The organism is Bifidobacterium sp. LH_426 (genome assembly GCF_056356875.1).
This window is the reverse complement of the sequence record NZ_JBKEVB010000002.1, coordinates 240,275-257,472: the sequence shown is the minus strand read 5'-3', so window position 1 is coordinate 257,472 and position 17,198 is coordinate 240,275. Positions and strand designations below refer to the sequence as shown.

The window sequence follows — 17,198 nt, the reverse complement described above, 5'->3', positions numbered from 1 at the left end:
CCCAGATGTCGCTTCATCCTACGGTAAGGCTATGCTTACACGCGGACAGCAGACAACGGTTCCATGCAATACGCATTCAGCGGATTCGTGCATCAGGGAACCGTCCTGCACTTTCTTAAAGCTCATTCGTTAGAGGTATAACAATGGCTAAAGCCACAAAAAGACAGCTCGCAATCAATATGATTGCCAATTTGGTCGCGTTCTGCGTCCAATTCGGCGTCAACTTCTTCCTCACCCCTTATATCGTCAAGCAACTTGGCAGCGAAGCGTACGGCTTCGTAACACTATCCTTCAATATCGCTGGTTTTGCCAGCATCATCACGGCGGCATTCGATTCGATGGTTGCGCGTTTCGTTCTCATGGAGGACGCAAAGGGCAATGACGACGTCGCCACCAAGTACTTCAATTCCGCCTTGGTCACCGATACCGTGCTGGCAATCGTGTTGTCCGTACCTTTCGGCGTCATCGTCGTTTTCGCCTCCGATTTCCTAAGCATTCCCACACGTCTGATCGTCGATGTACAGCTGGCCTTCGCCTTCGCGTTCCTGGGTACTCTAATCAATCTCATCTTCGCGTCTTTCGGCTGCACCTATTATGTCAAGAACCGTCTCGATCTTGAAGCGCGACGCAACATTGAGGGCAACATCATCCGTGCCGCTGCCCTTATCGCCCTGTTCGTCCTACTGCCGGCGAAAATCTACTTCATCACAGGAACTGTGTTGATCGTCACGATATACAACTGCGCGGCGAACTTGTATTACAAGCATAAGTTGATGCCGGAGATTCCAATCAATCCGCACAATTTCCGGTTTGCCTCGGTGAAGAAGCTGCTATCGTCCGGAATCTGGAATTCCGTCAACAGCTTGAGCACGACGCTGCTGAACACCCTCGATATTCTCATCACCAATCTATTCCTCGGAGCGGCCTTCAGTGGTATCTACGCGCTCGTCAAGACCGTCCCCAACTTCCTGAACCAGCTCATCGCCATTCTGGTGAAGGTGTTCGTACCGAACATCAACATCCTCTACGCCCAGGGCAAGAAAGACGAACTGCTTCGCGAGGTGTTGTTTTCCGTTCGCGTCATGGGCTTCCTCGTCACCGTGCCTATCGGCTTCCTGATGGTGTTCGGCGGGGTGTTCTATGAAGCGTGGGTACCCACGCAAGACAACCATCTTCTGCAGTCATTGTCGCTCTTGACGCTGTTCCCACTCATCGCATCTGGTATCATCACTGTAATCGTCAATGTCTACATCACCACGAACAAGCTTCGCGTCCCCGCCTTGGTACTTCTCGGTGTCGGCATTATCAACCTCACGCTCGTGGTGACACTCCTCAAATTCACCAATCTGGGCATATGGACGGTCCCCATCGTGGGCATGATCACACAGCTGACCTACTACGTCGGTTTCCAGCCCATCTATGCCGCGCGATGCCTGAATCTCCCGTGGTACACGTTCTACAAGACCATCGGATTGGGAGCTATGTGCACCGTCACCATGGTCGCAGCCTGCCTACTGTATCAGATGGCTGTCGATGTCCACGGCTGGATTGCGATGATCATCGCCGGCATTGTATGCTCAATCATCGCGATGACGATCAACATGCTTATCGTGTTCAACAAAGAGGAACGAAAGTCGTTGTTGTCCAAGCTGCCATTCCTCCACATGAAATCGCAAAAAGCATAGAACATCTACAATCATGTTGAAGGAACTTCATATCGAATCGCTCGGCGTATTGATTCGGGACAAGCTACGCCCTCGTTATCCTTGGATTCTATATCTCGCCATAGCTATGCTCCCCGTGGACGGTACGGTCCTAGGAGGGTATATGCCGTTCTGGACCCCGATTTCACCATGGTTGTTCATGCTGTACGTCGCAGTCAACTGGCAGGAGCTACAGGTCATTGATCGCCGTGGTCTTATCACTGCCGCCGCTCCTGCCATCCTACTGATTATCTCAGTCTACGGATGGGTGACCATCGGGTTCAGACCAGATACGGTCTGGCTGACGGTTACCGGTTTGGCCGGCGCGTCAGCATGTTTGTTGTCCCTGTATATCGGTTTTTCGATGAAAAAAGTCTCCTTCGATAAAGCCTTTAACATCCTGATAGCCGGATATTGCATCTCCTTTGTGATTGGCATAGTGGAATTCATCGCTATACATGGCCGAGTCGAACCGCTTATCGATTTCTTCAAAATGCTGCTCAATAGGCAATACATCACTGAATCCGTCGGCAACAAGTATGGAAGGCCACAATTTCTTTTCGCTGAGCCCTCTTATATAGGTATGCATTTGTTTGGTGTGCTGCTGCCCCTATATTGGCTTACGAGGAAACGACGGGTCATCGCCCTCATTCTGATATATGCATCCGGCTCCATTGTCATGGGTTCCGGGGTGAGGATAGTGCTGGACTGTATGGTTGCGGCGTTGGCGTCTTGCGTTGTGCTGACTGATTGGCGTAAATTCAGCTCACGTCTCATCGCAACTATCTCATCGATATCCGCCATCGGCATACTGACAGTTGCAGGCATATTCAATCCACGCGTACAGGCAATGCTTGGCGATGGATTATTTTCAGCAGATAAGTCGATGGCAGCGAGGTTACTGCGCTTCCTTATCCCCATCGAAGCCGGCCTCCACAATCCACCGCACCTACTGTTCGGCTTTGGAGCAGGGAACATCTACGATTCATTCGGCGCAGGCATATCGAACGGACTCAGGGCTTTCAAAGCGCTCAACCATGGTGTTCCATACCCTGAGTACCGCACGTGGACGGATGTACAACATCTATCGACACCACATAACATGTTCACTATGAGTGTCTATAGCAGCCTTCTGGCAGAATTCGGAGTGCTGGGTATCATCCTGCTGGTGACGGCCATTCTGGCAATCGTCACCAGCAGGCGCGCATGGAATCCGATGACCGTGGCGTGGCTGTTTTTGATTGCATACCTCTACCTGCAGTTTGAGGGATATGCCTTCTACGCATTGCCGCTGTTCCTGTGGAGTGTGCTGAACGGGCACACCCTAACAATGTCGAAGCCTCACTCCGCCGACGCGTTCAGCTCTCGCGAATAGGCTTCGCACACTTGACCACCGATTTCCTTCCAATCAAAATCGGAATTCTGCCATTCATGCTTGAATGTCGAGAGCTTCGATTTGATTGGAATGGGAACAATGCGGACACCATATTGCAGAGCGAAAATCATCGAATGCATGCGACCCGAAATCAGGGATTCACAATCCAACAATTCCGTCAGATAATCTGTCACATTATCGATTGCAGCTAATTCACATCTAATATGCTTTTCGTCGTGCATCCACTGCTGGAACCGGATGGATTCGCAGTAATCGGAGTATGTGGTATACAACAGTTTTACCGGATGCTTCGCATGTTCGCGAATAAGCTGGTACCACATTTCGTAATACTCCTGAAGCGTGTACTTGTTTTTGAGCATTTCAGTCAGCTCATGGTAAGAATACACGCACACGGCATCATGTTTTCTGCCTACGATACCCTGATAGTTCTGCTGGTGCAGAAACCTATAGGAGAACACAACATCCGGAGCATAACGACATGCTACATGAATCATGTTCGTCAATACATCCTCAGTCCGCTTATCCCTCACCAGCAACCGATCACATTCAGCCAATGCATCGTGGAGTTCACTGGTTTCGTGCCGTGTGAATCGAGTATCGGAGCTCACGCCTAGAACAGCGACGGGACACCGCCGCTCGGCAAGCACGGTAATCCACGCCAGCAGACTGTAGTAGAAGGGGTGCTTGTTCCCCTTGATGAGCTCACCGCCACCGATAACAGCCAAATCGAAGGACTGTTCGCCTAGTTTCTCACGAATCACACGCTCATAACGATGACGCATTGGCTCGCTTCCGCGATTGCGGATAGCCCGTTTCACACTGCGTATGATTTTCCGTGGTTTTGAAATCCGTTCCTCCGGGATATATTCTACCGGGCGGTTCTTCGATGTCACAAGATCCGTCGGCTGTTCATCAGGGATATAAGGCATAGTGACGGTTTCCGCATCCGGCCATTCCCGACGAACCAGCTCAATCATCGTCTCGGAGATGGCACGATCACCGATATTATCGGTATGGCCTTGGTTGATAAGCAGTATGCGCATGAGTCGGATCCATCCTTACAGGAACGCTTTTCTACAGAAATTATCGAAGTAACGAGACACATCATAATCCGGAGACGAATCAAGAACATGCCGTGCAGCTTCAGTCTTCAACATACGCGTGTCAAGATTCAGCGACTGGGCCATCGCAACCTTGAGATCTTCCACAATAGTCTTGTCGTCGTTGTCGACCAGCAAGGCTGATTCATCCGACACGATTTCCGGTATAGCACCGGAACGAGTGGCGATGATAGTAAGCCCGGCTGACATGGCCTCAAGCACAACCAATCCGAACGGCTCCTCCCATCGTGAGGGAATGACCGCCACGTCGGCGGCGGACAGCACTCGCGGCATGTCCGACGGATCGACGAAACCGGTGAAGATGATGTCATCACGTCCATCGCACAATGATGTAAGAGCGGTGGTATAAGGGTCGGATTCCTGCGCGGTGCCAAACCACGATTTGCCTACAATGAGCAGCTTGGTGCGAACATCCGTCGCGTCGGCAAGCGCAGTGTATGCCTCGATGAGTTCACGTACGCCTTTCTCCTTGGTGATACGCCCGGAATACACGAATACGACGTCATCGGAACCAATCCCGAGACGTTCCCTTTGGCCCAATCGGTCACCGCCATCGCGGAAACTACGAACATCGATTGCGTTGGGCAGGACATGAACTTTATCGGAGGGAGCTGCATTGGTAACTATGTTTTTCAGATACTCGCTGATGACGAGGAATGAATCGACATGTGGCATAATGCGACGAACAAGTTCGGGAGATTTGCTAGACCCGTCATATCCATTATGCATGTGATAGATAAGACGAGATTGTCTTTTGCACTTAGTAATCCAATCACAGGCTAGCATGTCGTTCTCAACAAGAAGAACATCATAATGTCCACGAATGGCTTTACGCATAATCCATAAATCCGATGGAGACACATATCTTTTTGAACCCGTAATATACGCAATTTTGTTGTGAACACGGGAACGAATCCGATCCGTAATACTCGGCGATACCTGTGTGATGCGCGTATGGGCATAGGAAAAGTCATCAAGCCGCTCGTCTCGACATGACAACACTTCGATGTCGAACTTCGGAGCATGTTCATTCCCCTCTATCAGACGTGTGCACAGCTGTTCCACTGCCCCACCATGAACGGCAGGCACGGGAAGATACTGTGGGGGAATCATCAATAAAGTCTTCCTAGGCATTATTGTTCTCGCTTCCAGGTTAACGGCTCGTTCACACGAATCCCATCTCGCTTGATAATACGCGCAGGATTACCAACGACCACACAATTATCAGGAACATCTTTCATTACTACAGAGCCTGCCCCGATTTGAACATTGTTGCCAATGTTAATTCCTCCAGAGATGACACTACCCGTATACACAGTCACATTGTCACCGAAAACAGGTATGTCCCGACCGTCACGATTATGAGATGGGTTCCGTCCGATGGTGACAGACTGGTAAACCTCGAGATTCTTACCGGCACTGGCACAATGGAGAATTGTCGCCTGACCGTGAAAAATAAGCAAACCAGGACCGATATCTCCCGTGATCTCCGTTTCGCGCCTGTCGGGCAATAAGACACTTTGAACAACACGACCCAAATTATGATTCACGCGCATACGATAATAGAATACTGCACGGAAGGGATTCTTAAAAACAAGAGTATGCATCATCCAATACAAGCCGGGCTTTGTCTGTGGAGGAGCGTAATACAGGAATCTTTTAAGATCAGCTTGTATTAATCGACGAAATTTCTTATCACACAGATATACGCACACCGGAATAATGAGGCGCCATATATTGAGCCAAACAGCAATATGTTTCATTACCTCACCTTTCTAATAATCCTTTTTGCATCGCATACAAATAATCCCAAAGAAACGCAGCCAATACGTGCTAACATCATTAATAGAACATCAAACTTTCCGATACCATCCAATCGCCATAATCTCCCGTTCGTATGAACATACGTCAGGATATTCTTGACAACATATTTATCTTGTAGAACAACATCATCCTGCCGAACATAATCATGTAATGCGCTAATAGCATAGGATAATTGTAATAAACTATACCGATTGTCAAGTGCAGATGATACTAGCAATGGCTTGATAGCTTCAAGAATCCTCTGATATGCAGTCCAGACGCAATCAAGATTTTTACCCCGAGAAAGCGAATTATCAGAATAATTCTCGTAGACATATGCAGCAGTCCGACTTACATATATGCAATCACAATTCTTGTAACATTCATAATTATAAAGCGCATCCTCTCCCAATGTCACAGTGTAATCGAAACCGATAGACTTAGCGATGTCTGCGCGATATACTTTATTGAACAGATAATTCATCAAAGAAATGTTCTCAGGGCGTGAAAAAACATCGAGAAAATCCTTCAACGCCATTACACCATCAGAACATCCATAGGGAAGACGGTGTTCAGGAACCATCCCCGCTTGTTGGCATTCCATAAAACCAAAAACATAAACACCATATCCCTCATGTGCACATAACTGAGCGATAAGATATTTCAGTTGTCCTTCAGCAAAGTAGTCGTCACTGTCAACAAACAACAAATAGCGTCCGCTCGCGGCTTGGATGCCACGGGTCCGAGCAACAGATGGTCCACTGTTGACGATGTGAAGCACTGAAATATTCGCATAGCGCGAGACGTATGCATCGAGCATATCTGCACTCTCATCTGTTGATCCGTCATCTACACAGATAATTTCATAAGGGACGTCGACCTGAGAAATAATGCTATCAAGACAATGCTCAATTGAAAAATGAGCATTATACACGGGAATGACAAATGATAATAACGGCTGGGAGCTGTCTTTTTCACAAGAGACCATCAATCAGAGCCTCCCAATGATCAACTATAGGTTTAATATGATAATCGTTAATCATGACTAGAGCATTTTGGGAAAATACGTCCTGCTTTGCACGATCATTGATAAGAGACAGTAGTTTGTTGGCAAAGTTATCAATGTCTCCATCGCTGACAAGATAACCATTTTTACCGTCAAGCACCAATTCGCGCGGACCGGTTAGACAGTCATTAGCCACAATCGGCAATCCTTTGGACATTGCCTCGAGCAATACCATAGGAAAACCTTCATAACGAGATGTCAAGGCATAAATAGAAGCTTTATCGTACCAAGCCTCTACATTCTGGGTTGTACCGATAAATTGGATATTCCTGATTCCAGCGTTTGAAGCTTGCTCTACGAGCTGCTGATGCAACTCACCAGAACCCACAAAAACCAATTTCCAGTCACCAACGTTGTTACAAATCCGAGACCACGCAGAAATAAGTCTGTCACAGCCCTTCTGATTGGTAAGACGACCGACAGCGAGAACGATATGCTCGGATCTCGGGGAAGGAGAAACATTCTCGAATGGAGTCGGATTATTGATCACTTCAACCATATTCCCAGGAAAACCAGCATCAATGTACATTGATTCGTCCTGTTTCGTCAGAAGAACAAGTCTATCAGCATGATGCCTGATGAGATGAAGAGCCTTCACCCGTCGACGCTCTGTCTGTGCATGCACATAATTAAAATGATCCCATACTATATGCTTACAAGACAAACCATACAACGATCGAACAGACCAATAGGCTAAAACTGAATCTATATCGATAAGCACGTTAAAATTATGCTTAACTATATAATCCCTAAGTTTCAGTACCGGATATATATAAGTTCGAAATAATTTACCTTCCTTTTTTGGATTCAATAAGCAATCAACTGTAATGCTCTCATCTACAGTGAAAAAAGGGGCTCCGTAATCCCAAAAACTAAGAATCGTGACCTCATGCCCACGCTTTGCAAGCTCATTAGCAATCATAATACCGACACGTTCAGTACCTCCGGAATGAGAGATTACAGGCTCAAGAAAGCATATACGTGCCATATCAGTCACTTTCGACGAAGAAGATAATTTTTGATATCGACAAGACGGAAGTAATTCTTTTCGCCTATGACCCTCCGCACTTTGGTGAGGAACTTTTTCTTTGGAGAGAGCCAAGATGCAGAATACTGGTGAATGCTAAAAGTATTTTCCGTAAGATGAAGTTTATTCGAATAATAATCCTTAGGCGCGAAATATTCAGTGGGATAAATCTTCATTCCTTGAATCATTTGCATCGAATCGTCATCACGCAAACCTAGCTTCATGAGATACTCGGTAATGTAATGAGGACTAGGAACTAAATTAATTTCACCGTCATCTTTGATGAACGAAAGATTATCATACATATCTCGGAGTCCCTTAATAACAGGATTATGAGGTTCGGCGCCAAACCCAATACCTCCGTTGACTTGTTTCCCACTTTCAAATCCCATATACGCATGATTTTCGAGTAGTTCGTCAAGTGGCCTGACTAGTTCGACATCGGTATCAAGATAGATTCCACCATGCTGGTAGATAATGTCAAAACGAGCATAATCAGGGACAAAACCCCATTTCTTCATTTTATATGCATCATACATATATTTATTGGAAGAAACATCATAATTTGTTTCATCCCACTGAATGATCTGATAGTCAGGAGCGAACTTCTTCCAACTTTCCATGCATTTTTTTTCTTTCTCAGGAAGCGGAGCGCCGCCAAACCAGCAATAGTGAATAACCTTAGGAATCATTTTCAATCCTTTACTTGATATTTATATATTGACTCATTATCTAGCGCAACGATATATGGAACTGCGAAGAACATCATATACAGATATGCCGAAGGTTCCACTCGTAACGTAATATTATAAAAGAACATCACGAACGCAACGATGTCAATGACACGAATCAACGTTCTCAATGATCCTTTTTCAATATAGCGTCCTGCATGAAGCCATGTGACAAAAATTATAGCAAGATACAAAATCACTCCGACATATCCATTTTCAATGAAAATCCAGACCGAGTGGAACCATTGATAATGCATCCAGGCATAGATAGAATAAAACTGACTAGTGAAGAAGCTAGTATAATCAGCATTCCCTAAGCCAATGCCGAACAAAAGTTTGAGCGGATCATTATGGAATATTGTATCTGAGATTACTCCGATTCCGCCAAAACGATTCAAATCACCAACACCATCATAACCTGTGGTCCTTGTGGCATAATCGATATAACCCTGCAATGTATAGTTGTCAGCATAGCCCGATCCTCTTGCGTTAAGCGCAACAAAGTAACTCGAGGAAAACATCAATGCAGCGGCACCAATCACAACTATCAAGAAATTCTTTAACGAAATCTTATTACCAAACATACATCCCAGAAGGATGATAACGATTTCGAAAATGAAAACTTTCAACTCAGCTGCAGCAGACATAAAAATCGCCGCTGAAAGAGTCAGAATAAACGATAGTATGCCACTCTCGCCTGAGAAGTATTTATTAGACACATATATTAATGTAAGACACAGAACAAGATTCAACGGTAAATTGCTTCCAGAAAAGTTCCAGAACAAGCCGCCAACCATATCACCGATAATCGTTGCAGCTGAATACGTAACCATGAATCTTTCGTAAATGCATAAAGGAAGTGAAATCCAAAAAATTATCTGCACGACTCGCAGTACGACAAAGATGTCACTCTTCTTCAAACAAACAACACATGTATAAAAATAAATAAAGTAACGAACTACGTTTCTATATCCCCATGCAAGAATTAACAACTTCTCACCAGTAAGAACAGCTCCGATTGCTCCGAAAACGCAGTATAAAACCATGATTGTGATTATTGGACCACAATACTGGGATACTTTTCTCTTCTCATAGAGTGCAAAAATGAATAAAATGCAATTCAATACATCATCTACGTACAACAGCACACGGGGGAAGTGCAAAGTATACACCAAGGCAAATGAGAAAAAGAAGTAAGCTTGGGCAATCAGAACCCATCCCGCCAAAGTTGATGAGGGCCTAAACATATTCCTCAGATTACTGAAGGAAAATCTCGCTATATTCTGTCCTATTGATGACGACATGTAATATTGTCCTTTATAATCATAATTCGAACGCGATGATATTCATCGGAATCTTTTATCTTTCAGTTGCTTGAGATAGACTAGGACAATAACACCCAAAGTGCATTTATGCGCAACACACATATTAATTAACCGCAATTGCAATGGATTAGCACGGTACGGGTACGCCGCAATAATCGATTGCACGTAATCATCATTGATGATTCGTTTAACTTCACGATAGAGCTTAAATCTCTTATTGCCTTTCCAATACGAGACAAGCATTCCTATGAAGAACCTTGTTCGCCCTAGAAAATATCGATCCAGTCTTAGTCTATACTCACTTTCCTGGGCGACAGAAGCAAGATCTCTTTCCATTCGTTGAATCTGAATCTTCTGTTTTTTGAAAAAATCAGGCTTGAATGTATGCGTAAGCGACGTTGAATTATCGCATCGATAGTAATAAAGAGGCTTTGCTATATAAGTTACACATGAAGCATGACTTAAATAAGCGATATCAAAAATTATGTCTTCTGATATAAATTCTCGTTCCGATGGGAAACGAAGACCAAATTCATTAATAATCTTCATTGAATACAGTGCATGCCATACAGACATGGACAGCAAAGCTTCTTTTTTGCACTCCGGCCTGCTGGCAATCATTTCAAGCAGTACGTCGTTAATCACTTCCTGCCCTTTGAACGTCTGATCATCGTAGGCAGCGGGGACGGGCTTGGAATCACCCTCGCCATAATACTCATAGTAACCGCAATAGCTTGTGTCTGCATCTCTGTTCAACATCTGCGACAACAAGGCCGATACCATATCGTTATCGACAAAATCGTCAGAGTCAACAAACATTACATATTGTCCGGAAGCAACCTCAAGTCCACTATTGCGCGCCATTCCAAGACCTGCATTGCTCTTATGAATCACACGAACGCGAGAATCCCTGTCTCTCAACTTGTCGCACAAAGCACCTGAGGAATCTGTAGATCCATCATCTACTAATACAATTTCAATATTGGTGTACGATTGATTAATCAATGTATTGAAACAATATTCAAGGTACTTCTCTACATTGTAGACTGGGACGATAATACTAATCAGTGGATTCATAGTTACACCTTCATTACATTCACACTATATATCCGTGCTTTGTTTGTGACAGCAATGCCTTCATTTCTTCTTTTTTATCATCTGTTATATTCCCTCGATTGGTATATGACACGTCAAACACGTGTCCTTGATTCATGCGCTTACTATTCTTCAGCGAGAACTCATCGATGGTACAGATGATATGAGCCGGCACTCCCGCGACAACCACATTCGCAGGTATATCACCATGAACTATACTGCCGGCACCAATAACTACATTATCGCCAATTGTTGTATTCGGTAGAATAATGCTCTTTGCACCGATAAACACGTTGTTACCGATACTTACTCTACCGACTTTCGAATATCCAATAGCTTTCTTAGTACTTCCGTCGTGACAGAGTACTAGCGAATCGGGAGCTAATGTCACATTGTCGCCAATCGTGACGAGCCACGGGAATGACGAGTCGAGGAATGCCCCACGTTCCAGCTGAAAATGCGCTCCGATGATGGCTCCCTGAGCCTTCCATCGCTTGATTCTCAGCTCTGTGACTTTTCTATCGAGAAGCATTCGATCCTCCCACTGAAAGTGCTTGCATATACATTTCCTTCAAAAGGTGGAAGTAATTCCCATCGTCGAACTTACGTTCCGCCAGCTTACGTGACGCATGCGAGAACGCCTCATAGCGATCATGATCATGGATATCCGCCAGCGCATCCGCCAACGCGCTCACGTCACCCGGCTTGACGAGATGACCGTTCTCACCATCGTGCACGGCCGCGGCCATATCGCCCACATTCGTGGCGACCACGGGCATGCCGTAGCTGATGGCCTCGAGCACGGCCACAGGCAGTCCTTCGTTATACGAGGGCAGTACCAACGCCTGACTGTGCTCGAACAGCTCACGCTTCTTGTTGCCGGCGGTCCAGCCGGCGAACTCCACGGCACCATCCGCGAGCCCAAGCTCGCGGGCCCTGCCTTTGAGCTCTTCCTCCTGCGACCCGGTGCCGGCGATGACCACATGCATGTCACCCAAGCGACCCGTATCGCGCAGCTTGGCCACCGCATCCAGCAGGTCGCCCACGCCCTTACGCTGAATCAGCACGCCCATGAACAACACCTGGAAACGCCGGGCATCGGCAGCCCAACTCACGGTCGTCTCGGGAATGTGCACGGTGTTGCTCACCACCACCGTATGCGCGGCCGGCTCGATCGCCTTGATGCGCTCGTCCCACTGCTCACCGAGCACAATCACGGCCGAGGCCTCACGCAGCATGGCGCGGATACGACCCTGCTCCGCGGGCTTGCAGCCGTCATACCATTTCTTGAACTCGGAGCCATGCATGTGGATGACATCCGGCACGCCATACTTACGGCACAGCTTATGCACCTGATACTTGCGCACGAAGCTGCCCTTGTACGACATATGGATATGCACCACATCCGGTCGGGTCGTCGAATCGGCAAGCAGCTTGTGGATACGGTGCAAAGCCTTTTCGAAGAACAGGATCTTCTTCACCGGATTCGCGGCGATGTAGGTGGGGATGAATTTCATCGACACACCGTCAGCGACCCAATCATGGGCGAGCAGCTGACTGATGACGCTGGTGATGCCGCCCTTGACGGACGGGTCGTTACCGACCATGAGCACACGCAGGTTGCCCTTGCCACTGTTCCCGCCGGCCGGCTTCTCCCCCATCACCTCGGAACGGATGAACCCATCGATCGAGTCGATGATAGTCGTCGTATTGGAGTGGAATGGCTTGTATTCGGTATGCCGTACCTCATCCAGCGCCTGGGCGAGCTGGGAGCAGTCATCGCACACGCAGATGATGTCCATCTGCTTGAATTCCTTGAGCAGCTGCAGCTGGTGGTCGTCCACGTGTTCGCCGTACTTGGCGAGACGCGGCACGGCGATGACCTTCTTGCCTTTCTTCACCGCGCCGATGATCGCACCAGTGCCGCCATGCGTGATGACGAGATCGGCTTCGCCCATGCGTTTGGCGAACTCGTCGCGGTCAAGGAACTGCTTGAACTCGTAATGCTTCGGCTGATAGTCGCTGTATCCGCTCTGTGCGAACACCGGTTCGGTGATCGTACCGTCCGCGACCAGCTCGTCCACGGCCTTGAGCAGACGATTGAACTGGAATTTCTGAGATCCCAAGGTGATGAAAATCATGTGGTCCGTCTCCCGTCCAATCGGCTCAGTAGATGCTGCCGAGATAGATGGCGTTCGGGTAGATGCTCTTCATGCTCTCCCACTGCACATAGAACCGGTCGGCGAAACGGTACAGCAGCTTGCCGGACTCCGTCGCGGAAGTCACCTTCGCGAACGACTCGATGTAGATGAGCTTCCTGCCGAACAGCTTCATCAGCAGGCACATCGGCAGCATGGCAAGAACCCCCGTGCAGATAATCACGTCAGGGCGCTCTTTGATGAAGATGCCGAGACAGTGGAACGCGTTGACGATGAGCTTCAGCAGCACGGTCTTCTCCTTGCGGTTGATCTGGCCCACATAGTAGGTCTTCTCTCCCTTGGCCTTCGACTTGTACTGCGTCTGCTCAGTCAATACGAAACTGTCGTACCGCTGCATCAACGGTTTCAGCATCATCAGTTGCTCATAATGGCCGCCGGATGACGCGGCGAAACACAGCTTGGGGTTCTTCCTGCTCATGCCGTACCGATCCTCCGACTAACCTCAGTCCCTGCGGAACAGGTCGCGCGTGTAGACCTTGTCCTTCACGTCATCAAGCACACTGTTGTAGCGGTTCGCGAGGATGGAATCGCTACGGCGCTTGAACTCGTCCAGATCGTTGACGACTTCGGAACCGAAGAACGTGGAGCCATTCTCGAGCGTGGGCTCGTAGACAATGACGGTGGCACCCTTCGCCTTGATGCGCTTCATCACACCCTGGATGGCGGACTGACGGAAGTTGTCGGAGTTGGACTTCATGGTGAGACGGTACACGCCCACGGTAATCGGCTTCTCATCGCTGGAATCGTACTCGTTGTTGTCGCTGTAGCCGTAGTATCCGGCCTTCTTGAGCACGCTGTCGGCGATGAAGTCCTTGCGGGTGGTGTTCGAATCCACGATGGCTTGGATGAGGTTCTCCGGCACATCCTGGTAGTTGGCGAGCAGCTGCTTCGTGTCCTTCGGCAGGCAGTAGCCGCCGTAACCGAAGCTCGGGTTGTTGTAGTGCGTGCCGATGCGCGGGTCAAGGCACACGCCGTCGATGATCTCACGGGTGTTCAGCCCCTTCGACTCGGCGTAGGTGTCGAGCTCGTTGAAGTAGGAGACGCGCAGCGCCAAGTACGTGTTGGCGAACAGCTTCACGGCCTCGGCCTCCGTGAAGCCCATGAGCAACGTGTGGATGTTCTCCTCGATGGCGCCCTGCTGCAGCAGCTTGGCGAACGTCTCGGCCGCCTCGACGAGATGCTGGTCCTCCGGATCGGTGCCGACCACGATGCGGCTCGGGTACAGGTTGTCGTACAGGGCCTTGGACTCACGCAGGAACTCAGGGCTGAAGATGATGTTCTTCGAACCGGTCTTCTCGCGGATGGCCTTCGTATAGCCGACCGGAATCGTGGACTTGATGACCATGATCGCTTCCGGGTTGACCTTCATCACCAGATCGATGACGGCCTCCACCGCGGAGGTGTCGAAGAAGTTCTTCTTGCTGTCGTAGTTCGTCGGAGTGGCGATGATCACGAAGTCGGCATCCTTGTAGGCCGCTTCTCCATCGAGCGTGGCGGTGAGGTTCAGCTTCTTCTCCGCGAAATACTTCTCGATGTAATCGTCCTGGATCGGGGACTTGCGGTTGTTGATCATATCGACCTTCGCCGGCACGATGTCCACCGCGGTCACCTGATGATGCTGCGACAGCAACGTGGCCAAGCTCAGACCCACATAACCGGTACCTGCAACCGCGATCTTCAGAGAGTCGAAATCATTCATCCCTACGTATCCTTCTTCCCTACTGTTCCGATGAACGCAAACCGAGGCGCGGGCGAAGCACACTCCGGTGCGTGAGAGCAGCGCCGAAAGCATCCCCGAGGAATCCGGCGCAACGGTCGGCAACGGCTTGGCGCATCTTCCTCACTGCTCTCCTCCTGCTTGTGAACGCACCCGTACAGGTGTGTGGCATCACAAACTATTTCAAACTATATCGCAAGGGGGAACCCATCTCCACCCTGCCGTCTCATCTCCGCCCTGCCACCTCAAGCCACATGCCGACTCCGGCATCCCCTTTGCCCGTCATGTGCATTTCCACGCATAATCATGTCCACGTCAAGCTTGCCGAACATGCGAAGCCGCCGAATTCCGACAAAACCGCGATTGAAGATTCCCGAAAGAGGCTCTGTCCACATTGCCGGTACGGGTTGCGGCGCGGCGGCGAGAATCCATACGGTGGACCCATGGACACCAACAATCCTGCGATTCACGGCAAGCGGGCCGAAATCACGGGATTGTATGGCTGTTGAGTATTTTTGCTCAGTGACTGAGCAAAAATACTCAACAGCCATACAATTACAGCTACCAACAGGAAAGGAACGCTATGCGACAGTACGAACGCGGCCTCGTCAACAGCCTCGTCAGTCGGATGAACGAACCGAGACGATTCATACAGGTGGTAGTCGGACCCCGGCAAACCGGGAAAACCACCGCAGTACGCCAAGCTTTGAAAAAAAACGATCTGCCATATCGCTTCTCCCGCGCATCTCAGGAACTGACCATGTCCAGAGAATGGCTGCGCAGGGAATGGGACGAGGCCAGATTGCTCGCCATGCGGGACCGCAAACCCGTCGTGCTGGTGGTGGATGAGATTCAAATGATTCCCCAGTGGTCATCCATCGTCAAATCCCTATGGGATGAAGACACGGACAACGGCACCGATATACATGTCATTTTGACCGGTTCATCCGCATTGCTTCTGCAAAAGGGGCTGCGCGAGACCCTTACAGGACGGTTTGAGCTGCTCCGCTCACAGCAATGGGATTACGAGGAAGTCCGTGACGCGTTCGGCATGAGTCTGGACGAGTATCTGTATTTCGGCGGGTACCCGGGAGCCCTGCCGTTGCGCGACGACCAAGAACGATGGCTGTTGTACATGACCGATTCGATCATCAACCCCAGCATCCTCAATGACGTGATAGGTCTCGAACGAATCACCAAGCCCGCCCTGATGAAGGCATTGTTCTCATTGGGGGCGGCGTATTCCGCGCAGGAGATTTCCTATCGCAAAATCATGGGTCAACTCGACGATGCCGGCAACACCACCACCATCGCCCACTACCTTGATGTCCTGTCCGACGCAGGGCTACTCAGCGGTATTCAGAAATACAGCGACCAGGCCATCCGAAAGCGAGCATCGTCACCGCGTTTGGCCGTGCACGACACCTCATTGATGACTGCATCCTATGGGCCGAATCGCAGTCTGTTGCTGTCGGATCACACTAGACGGGGGCACCTCGTCGAAAGCGCCATTGGCGCATACCTGCTGAGACGTGCCGCACGGGAAGGTTTCGAGGTCAACTGGTGGCGCGACACCAGCAACCGTGAGGTCGATTTCGTCATCACCAGCGGAGCAAGCCGCACCGCCATCGAAGTGAAAAGCGGCCGTATCCGTAAGCTCGATGGCCTTGACGCATTCTGTAGCCGATATCCCGGCACTCACACCATTGTCGTCGGTTCATACGAGACACCGTTGGAGGATTTCCTTCTCGGGTCAATCCCTCTGTTCCGGTAGGCACAAACCGGGGCTCCGTCCACATTGTCGTACGGGTCGCGACGGGCCAACGAGACTCTCCCCCAGTCCGCTTCGCGGTCGGCCCCCTCGGCAGAGGGGGCCGACCTCATACGCACGCGCATACCGCGCCCCATGCGCACACACGCCGCACCACACCCGCACATAAACGAACGTGGGGCGGCCCGAACGGACCGCCCCACGCACAACCAACGCACGCACGC

Annotated in this window: 15 protein-coding genes; 3 read left to right on the top strand and 12 right to left on the bottom strand. The window is 49.3% G+C overall.

Going from position 1 to position 17,198, the window contains the following annotated elements:
• Nucleotides 1-143: 143 nt before the first annotated feature.
• Complete coding sequence (locus AC1AYD_RS03345; RefSeq protein WP_476531488.1) at nt 144-1,685, top strand: oligosaccharide flippase family protein; 1,542 nt, start codon at nt 144-146, stop codon at nt 1,683-1,685.
• 13 nt (nt 1,686-1,698) lie between these two features.
• Nucleotides 1,699-3,078: a hypothetical protein gene (locus AC1AYD_RS03340; RefSeq protein WP_476544670.1), complete on the top strand. Its 1,380-nt coding sequence runs from the start codon at nt 1,699-1,701 to the stop codon at nt 3,076-3,078.
• Here AC1AYD_RS03340 and AC1AYD_RS03335 read toward each other — a convergent pair.
• From AC1AYD_RS03335 to AC1AYD_RS03280, 12 genes are all read right to left on the bottom strand, one after another.
• Nucleotides 3,045-4,142: a polysaccharide pyruvyl transferase family protein gene (locus AC1AYD_RS03335; protein WP_476531484.1), complete on the bottom strand. Its 1,098-nt coding sequence runs from the start codon at nt 4,140-4,142 to the stop codon at nt 3,045-3,047. The two genes, AC1AYD_RS03340 and AC1AYD_RS03335, sit on opposite strands and share 34 nt — an antisense overlap.
• A gap of 15 nt (nt 4,143-4,157) precedes the next feature.
• Entirely contained in the window at nt 4,158-5,333 is a 1,176-nt protein-coding gene (locus AC1AYD_RS03330) for a glycosyltransferase family 4 protein (RefSeq protein WP_476531482.1), read from the bottom strand.
• A 20-nt stretch (nt 5,334-5,353) separates the two neighbouring features.
• Complete coding sequence (locus AC1AYD_RS03325; RefSeq protein ID WP_476531480.1) at nt 5,354-5,983, bottom strand: serine O-acetyltransferase; 630 nt, start codon at nt 5,981-5,983, stop codon at nt 5,354-5,356.
• Nucleotides 5,983-7,011 carry a glycosyltransferase family 2 protein gene (locus AC1AYD_RS03320; protein WP_476531478.1) on the bottom strand — a complete coding sequence of 343 codons (1,029 nt, stop codon included), beginning with the start codon at nt 7,009-7,011 and terminating at the stop codon, nt 5,983-5,985. Before AC1AYD_RS03320 ends, AC1AYD_RS03325 begins: the two co-directional genes overlap by 1 nt.
• Nucleotides 6,998-8,077, bottom strand: coding sequence for a glycosyltransferase family 4 protein (locus AC1AYD_RS03315; RefSeq protein ID WP_476531476.1), 1,080 nt, complete (start codon nt 8,075-8,077; stop codon nt 6,998-7,000). The genes AC1AYD_RS03320 and AC1AYD_RS03315 overlap by 14 nt, the downstream gene beginning before the upstream one ends.
• A gap of 5 nt (nt 8,078-8,082) precedes the next feature.
• Nucleotides 8,083-8,808, bottom strand: a complete 726-nt coding sequence (locus AC1AYD_RS03310) for a glycosyltransferase family 32 protein (protein WP_476531475.1) — start codon at nt 8,806-8,808, stop codon at nt 8,083-8,085.
• A gap of 2 nt (nt 8,809-8,810) precedes the next feature.
• Nucleotides 8,811-9,680: a hypothetical protein gene (locus tag AC1AYD_RS03305; protein WP_476531473.1), complete on the bottom strand. Its 870-nt coding sequence runs from the start codon at nt 9,678-9,680 to the stop codon at nt 8,811-8,813.
• 513 nt (nt 9,681-10,193) lie between these two features.
• The gene (locus AC1AYD_RS03300; RefSeq protein ID WP_476531471.1) at nt 10,194-11,249 is read right to left on the bottom strand and encodes a glycosyltransferase; all 1,056 of its coding nucleotides are present in this window, start codon (nt 11,247-11,249) and stop codon (nt 10,194-10,196) included.
• Between the two features lie 19 nt (nt 11,250-11,268).
• Entirely contained in the window at nt 11,269-11,799 is a 531-nt protein-coding gene (locus AC1AYD_RS03295) for an acyltransferase (RefSeq protein ID WP_476531470.1), read from the bottom strand.
• Nucleotides 11,786-13,408, bottom strand: a complete 1,623-nt coding sequence (gene pssE / locus AC1AYD_RS03290) for a PssE/Cps14G family polysaccharide biosynthesis glycosyltransferase (RefSeq protein WP_476531468.1) — start codon at nt 13,406-13,408, stop codon at nt 11,786-11,788. The genes AC1AYD_RS03295 and pssE overlap by 14 nt, the downstream gene beginning before the upstream one ends.
• A gap of 25 nt (nt 13,409-13,433) precedes the next feature.
• Nucleotides 13,434-13,904, bottom strand: coding sequence for a PssD/Cps14F family polysaccharide biosynthesis glycosyltransferase (pssD, locus tag AC1AYD_RS03285; protein ID WP_476531466.1), 471 nt, complete (start codon nt 13,902-13,904; stop codon nt 13,434-13,436).
• 24 nt (nt 13,905-13,928) lie between these two features.
• A complete protein-coding gene (locus AC1AYD_RS03280) occupies nt 13,929-15,167 on the bottom strand; it encodes a nucleotide sugar dehydrogenase (protein WP_476532289.1) in 1,239 nt (412 codons plus the stop codon).
• A gap of 619 nt (nt 15,168-15,786) precedes the next feature.
• On the opposite strand from AC1AYD_RS03280, the gene AC1AYD_RS03275 reads away from it, so the two are divergent.
• The gene (locus tag AC1AYD_RS03275) at nt 15,787-16,977 is read left to right on the top strand and encodes an ATP-binding protein (protein ID WP_476531464.1); all 1,191 of its coding nucleotides are present in this window, start codon (nt 15,787-15,789) and stop codon (nt 16,975-16,977) included.
• Nucleotides 16,978-17,198 lie beyond the last annotated feature (221 nt).

Coding starts and splice junctions, on each gene's coding strand:
- AC1AYD_RS03310 (WP_476531475.1), bottom strand. CDS start 8,808: ATGATTCCTAAGGTTATTCACTATTGCTGGTTTGGCGGCGCTCCGCTT.
- AC1AYD_RS03320 (WP_476531478.1), bottom strand. CDS start 7,011: ATGGTCTCTTGTGAAAAAGACAGCTCCCAGCCGTTATTATCATTTGTC.
- AC1AYD_RS03335 (WP_476531484.1), bottom strand. CDS start 4,142: ATGCGCATACTGCTTATCAACCAAGGCCATACCGATAATATCGGTGAT.
- AC1AYD_RS03275 (WP_476531464.1), top strand. CDS start 15,787: ATGCGACAGTACGAACGCGGCCTCGTCAACAGCCTCGTCAGTCGGATG.
- AC1AYD_RS03340 (WP_476544670.1), top strand. CDS start 1,699: ATGTTGAAGGAACTTCATATCGAATCGCTCGGCGTATTGATTCGGGAC.
- AC1AYD_RS03315 (WP_476531476.1), bottom strand. CDS start 8,077: ATGGCACGTATATGCTTTCTTGAGCCTGTAATCTCTCATTCCGGAGGT.
- pssD (WP_476531466.1), bottom strand. CDS start 13,904: ATGAGCAGGAAGAACCCCAAGCTGTGTTTCGCCGCGTCATCCGGCGGC.
- AC1AYD_RS03305 (WP_476531473.1), bottom strand. CDS start 9,680: ATGGTTACGTATTCAGCTGCAACGATTATCGGTGATATGGTTGGCGGC.
- AC1AYD_RS03300 (WP_476531471.1), bottom strand. CDS start 11,249: ATGAATCCACTGATTAGTATTATCGTCCCAGTCTACAATGTAGAGAAG.
- pssE (WP_476531468.1), bottom strand. CDS start 13,408: ATGATTTTCATCACCTTGGGATCTCAGAAATTCCAGTTCAATCGTCTG.
- AC1AYD_RS03295 (WP_476531470.1), bottom strand. CDS start 11,799: ATGCTTCTCGATAGAAAAGTCACAGAGCTGAGAATCAAGCGATGGAAG.
- AC1AYD_RS03345 (WP_476531488.1), top strand. CDS start 144: ATGGCTAAAGCCACAAAAAGACAGCTCGCAATCAATATGATTGCCAAT.
- AC1AYD_RS03330 (WP_476531482.1), bottom strand. CDS start 5,333: ATGATTCCCCCACAGTATCTTCCCGTGCCTGCCGTTCATGGTGGGGCA.
- AC1AYD_RS03325 (WP_476531480.1), bottom strand. CDS start 5,983: ATGAAACATATTGCTGTTTGGCTCAATATATGGCGCCTCATTATTCCG.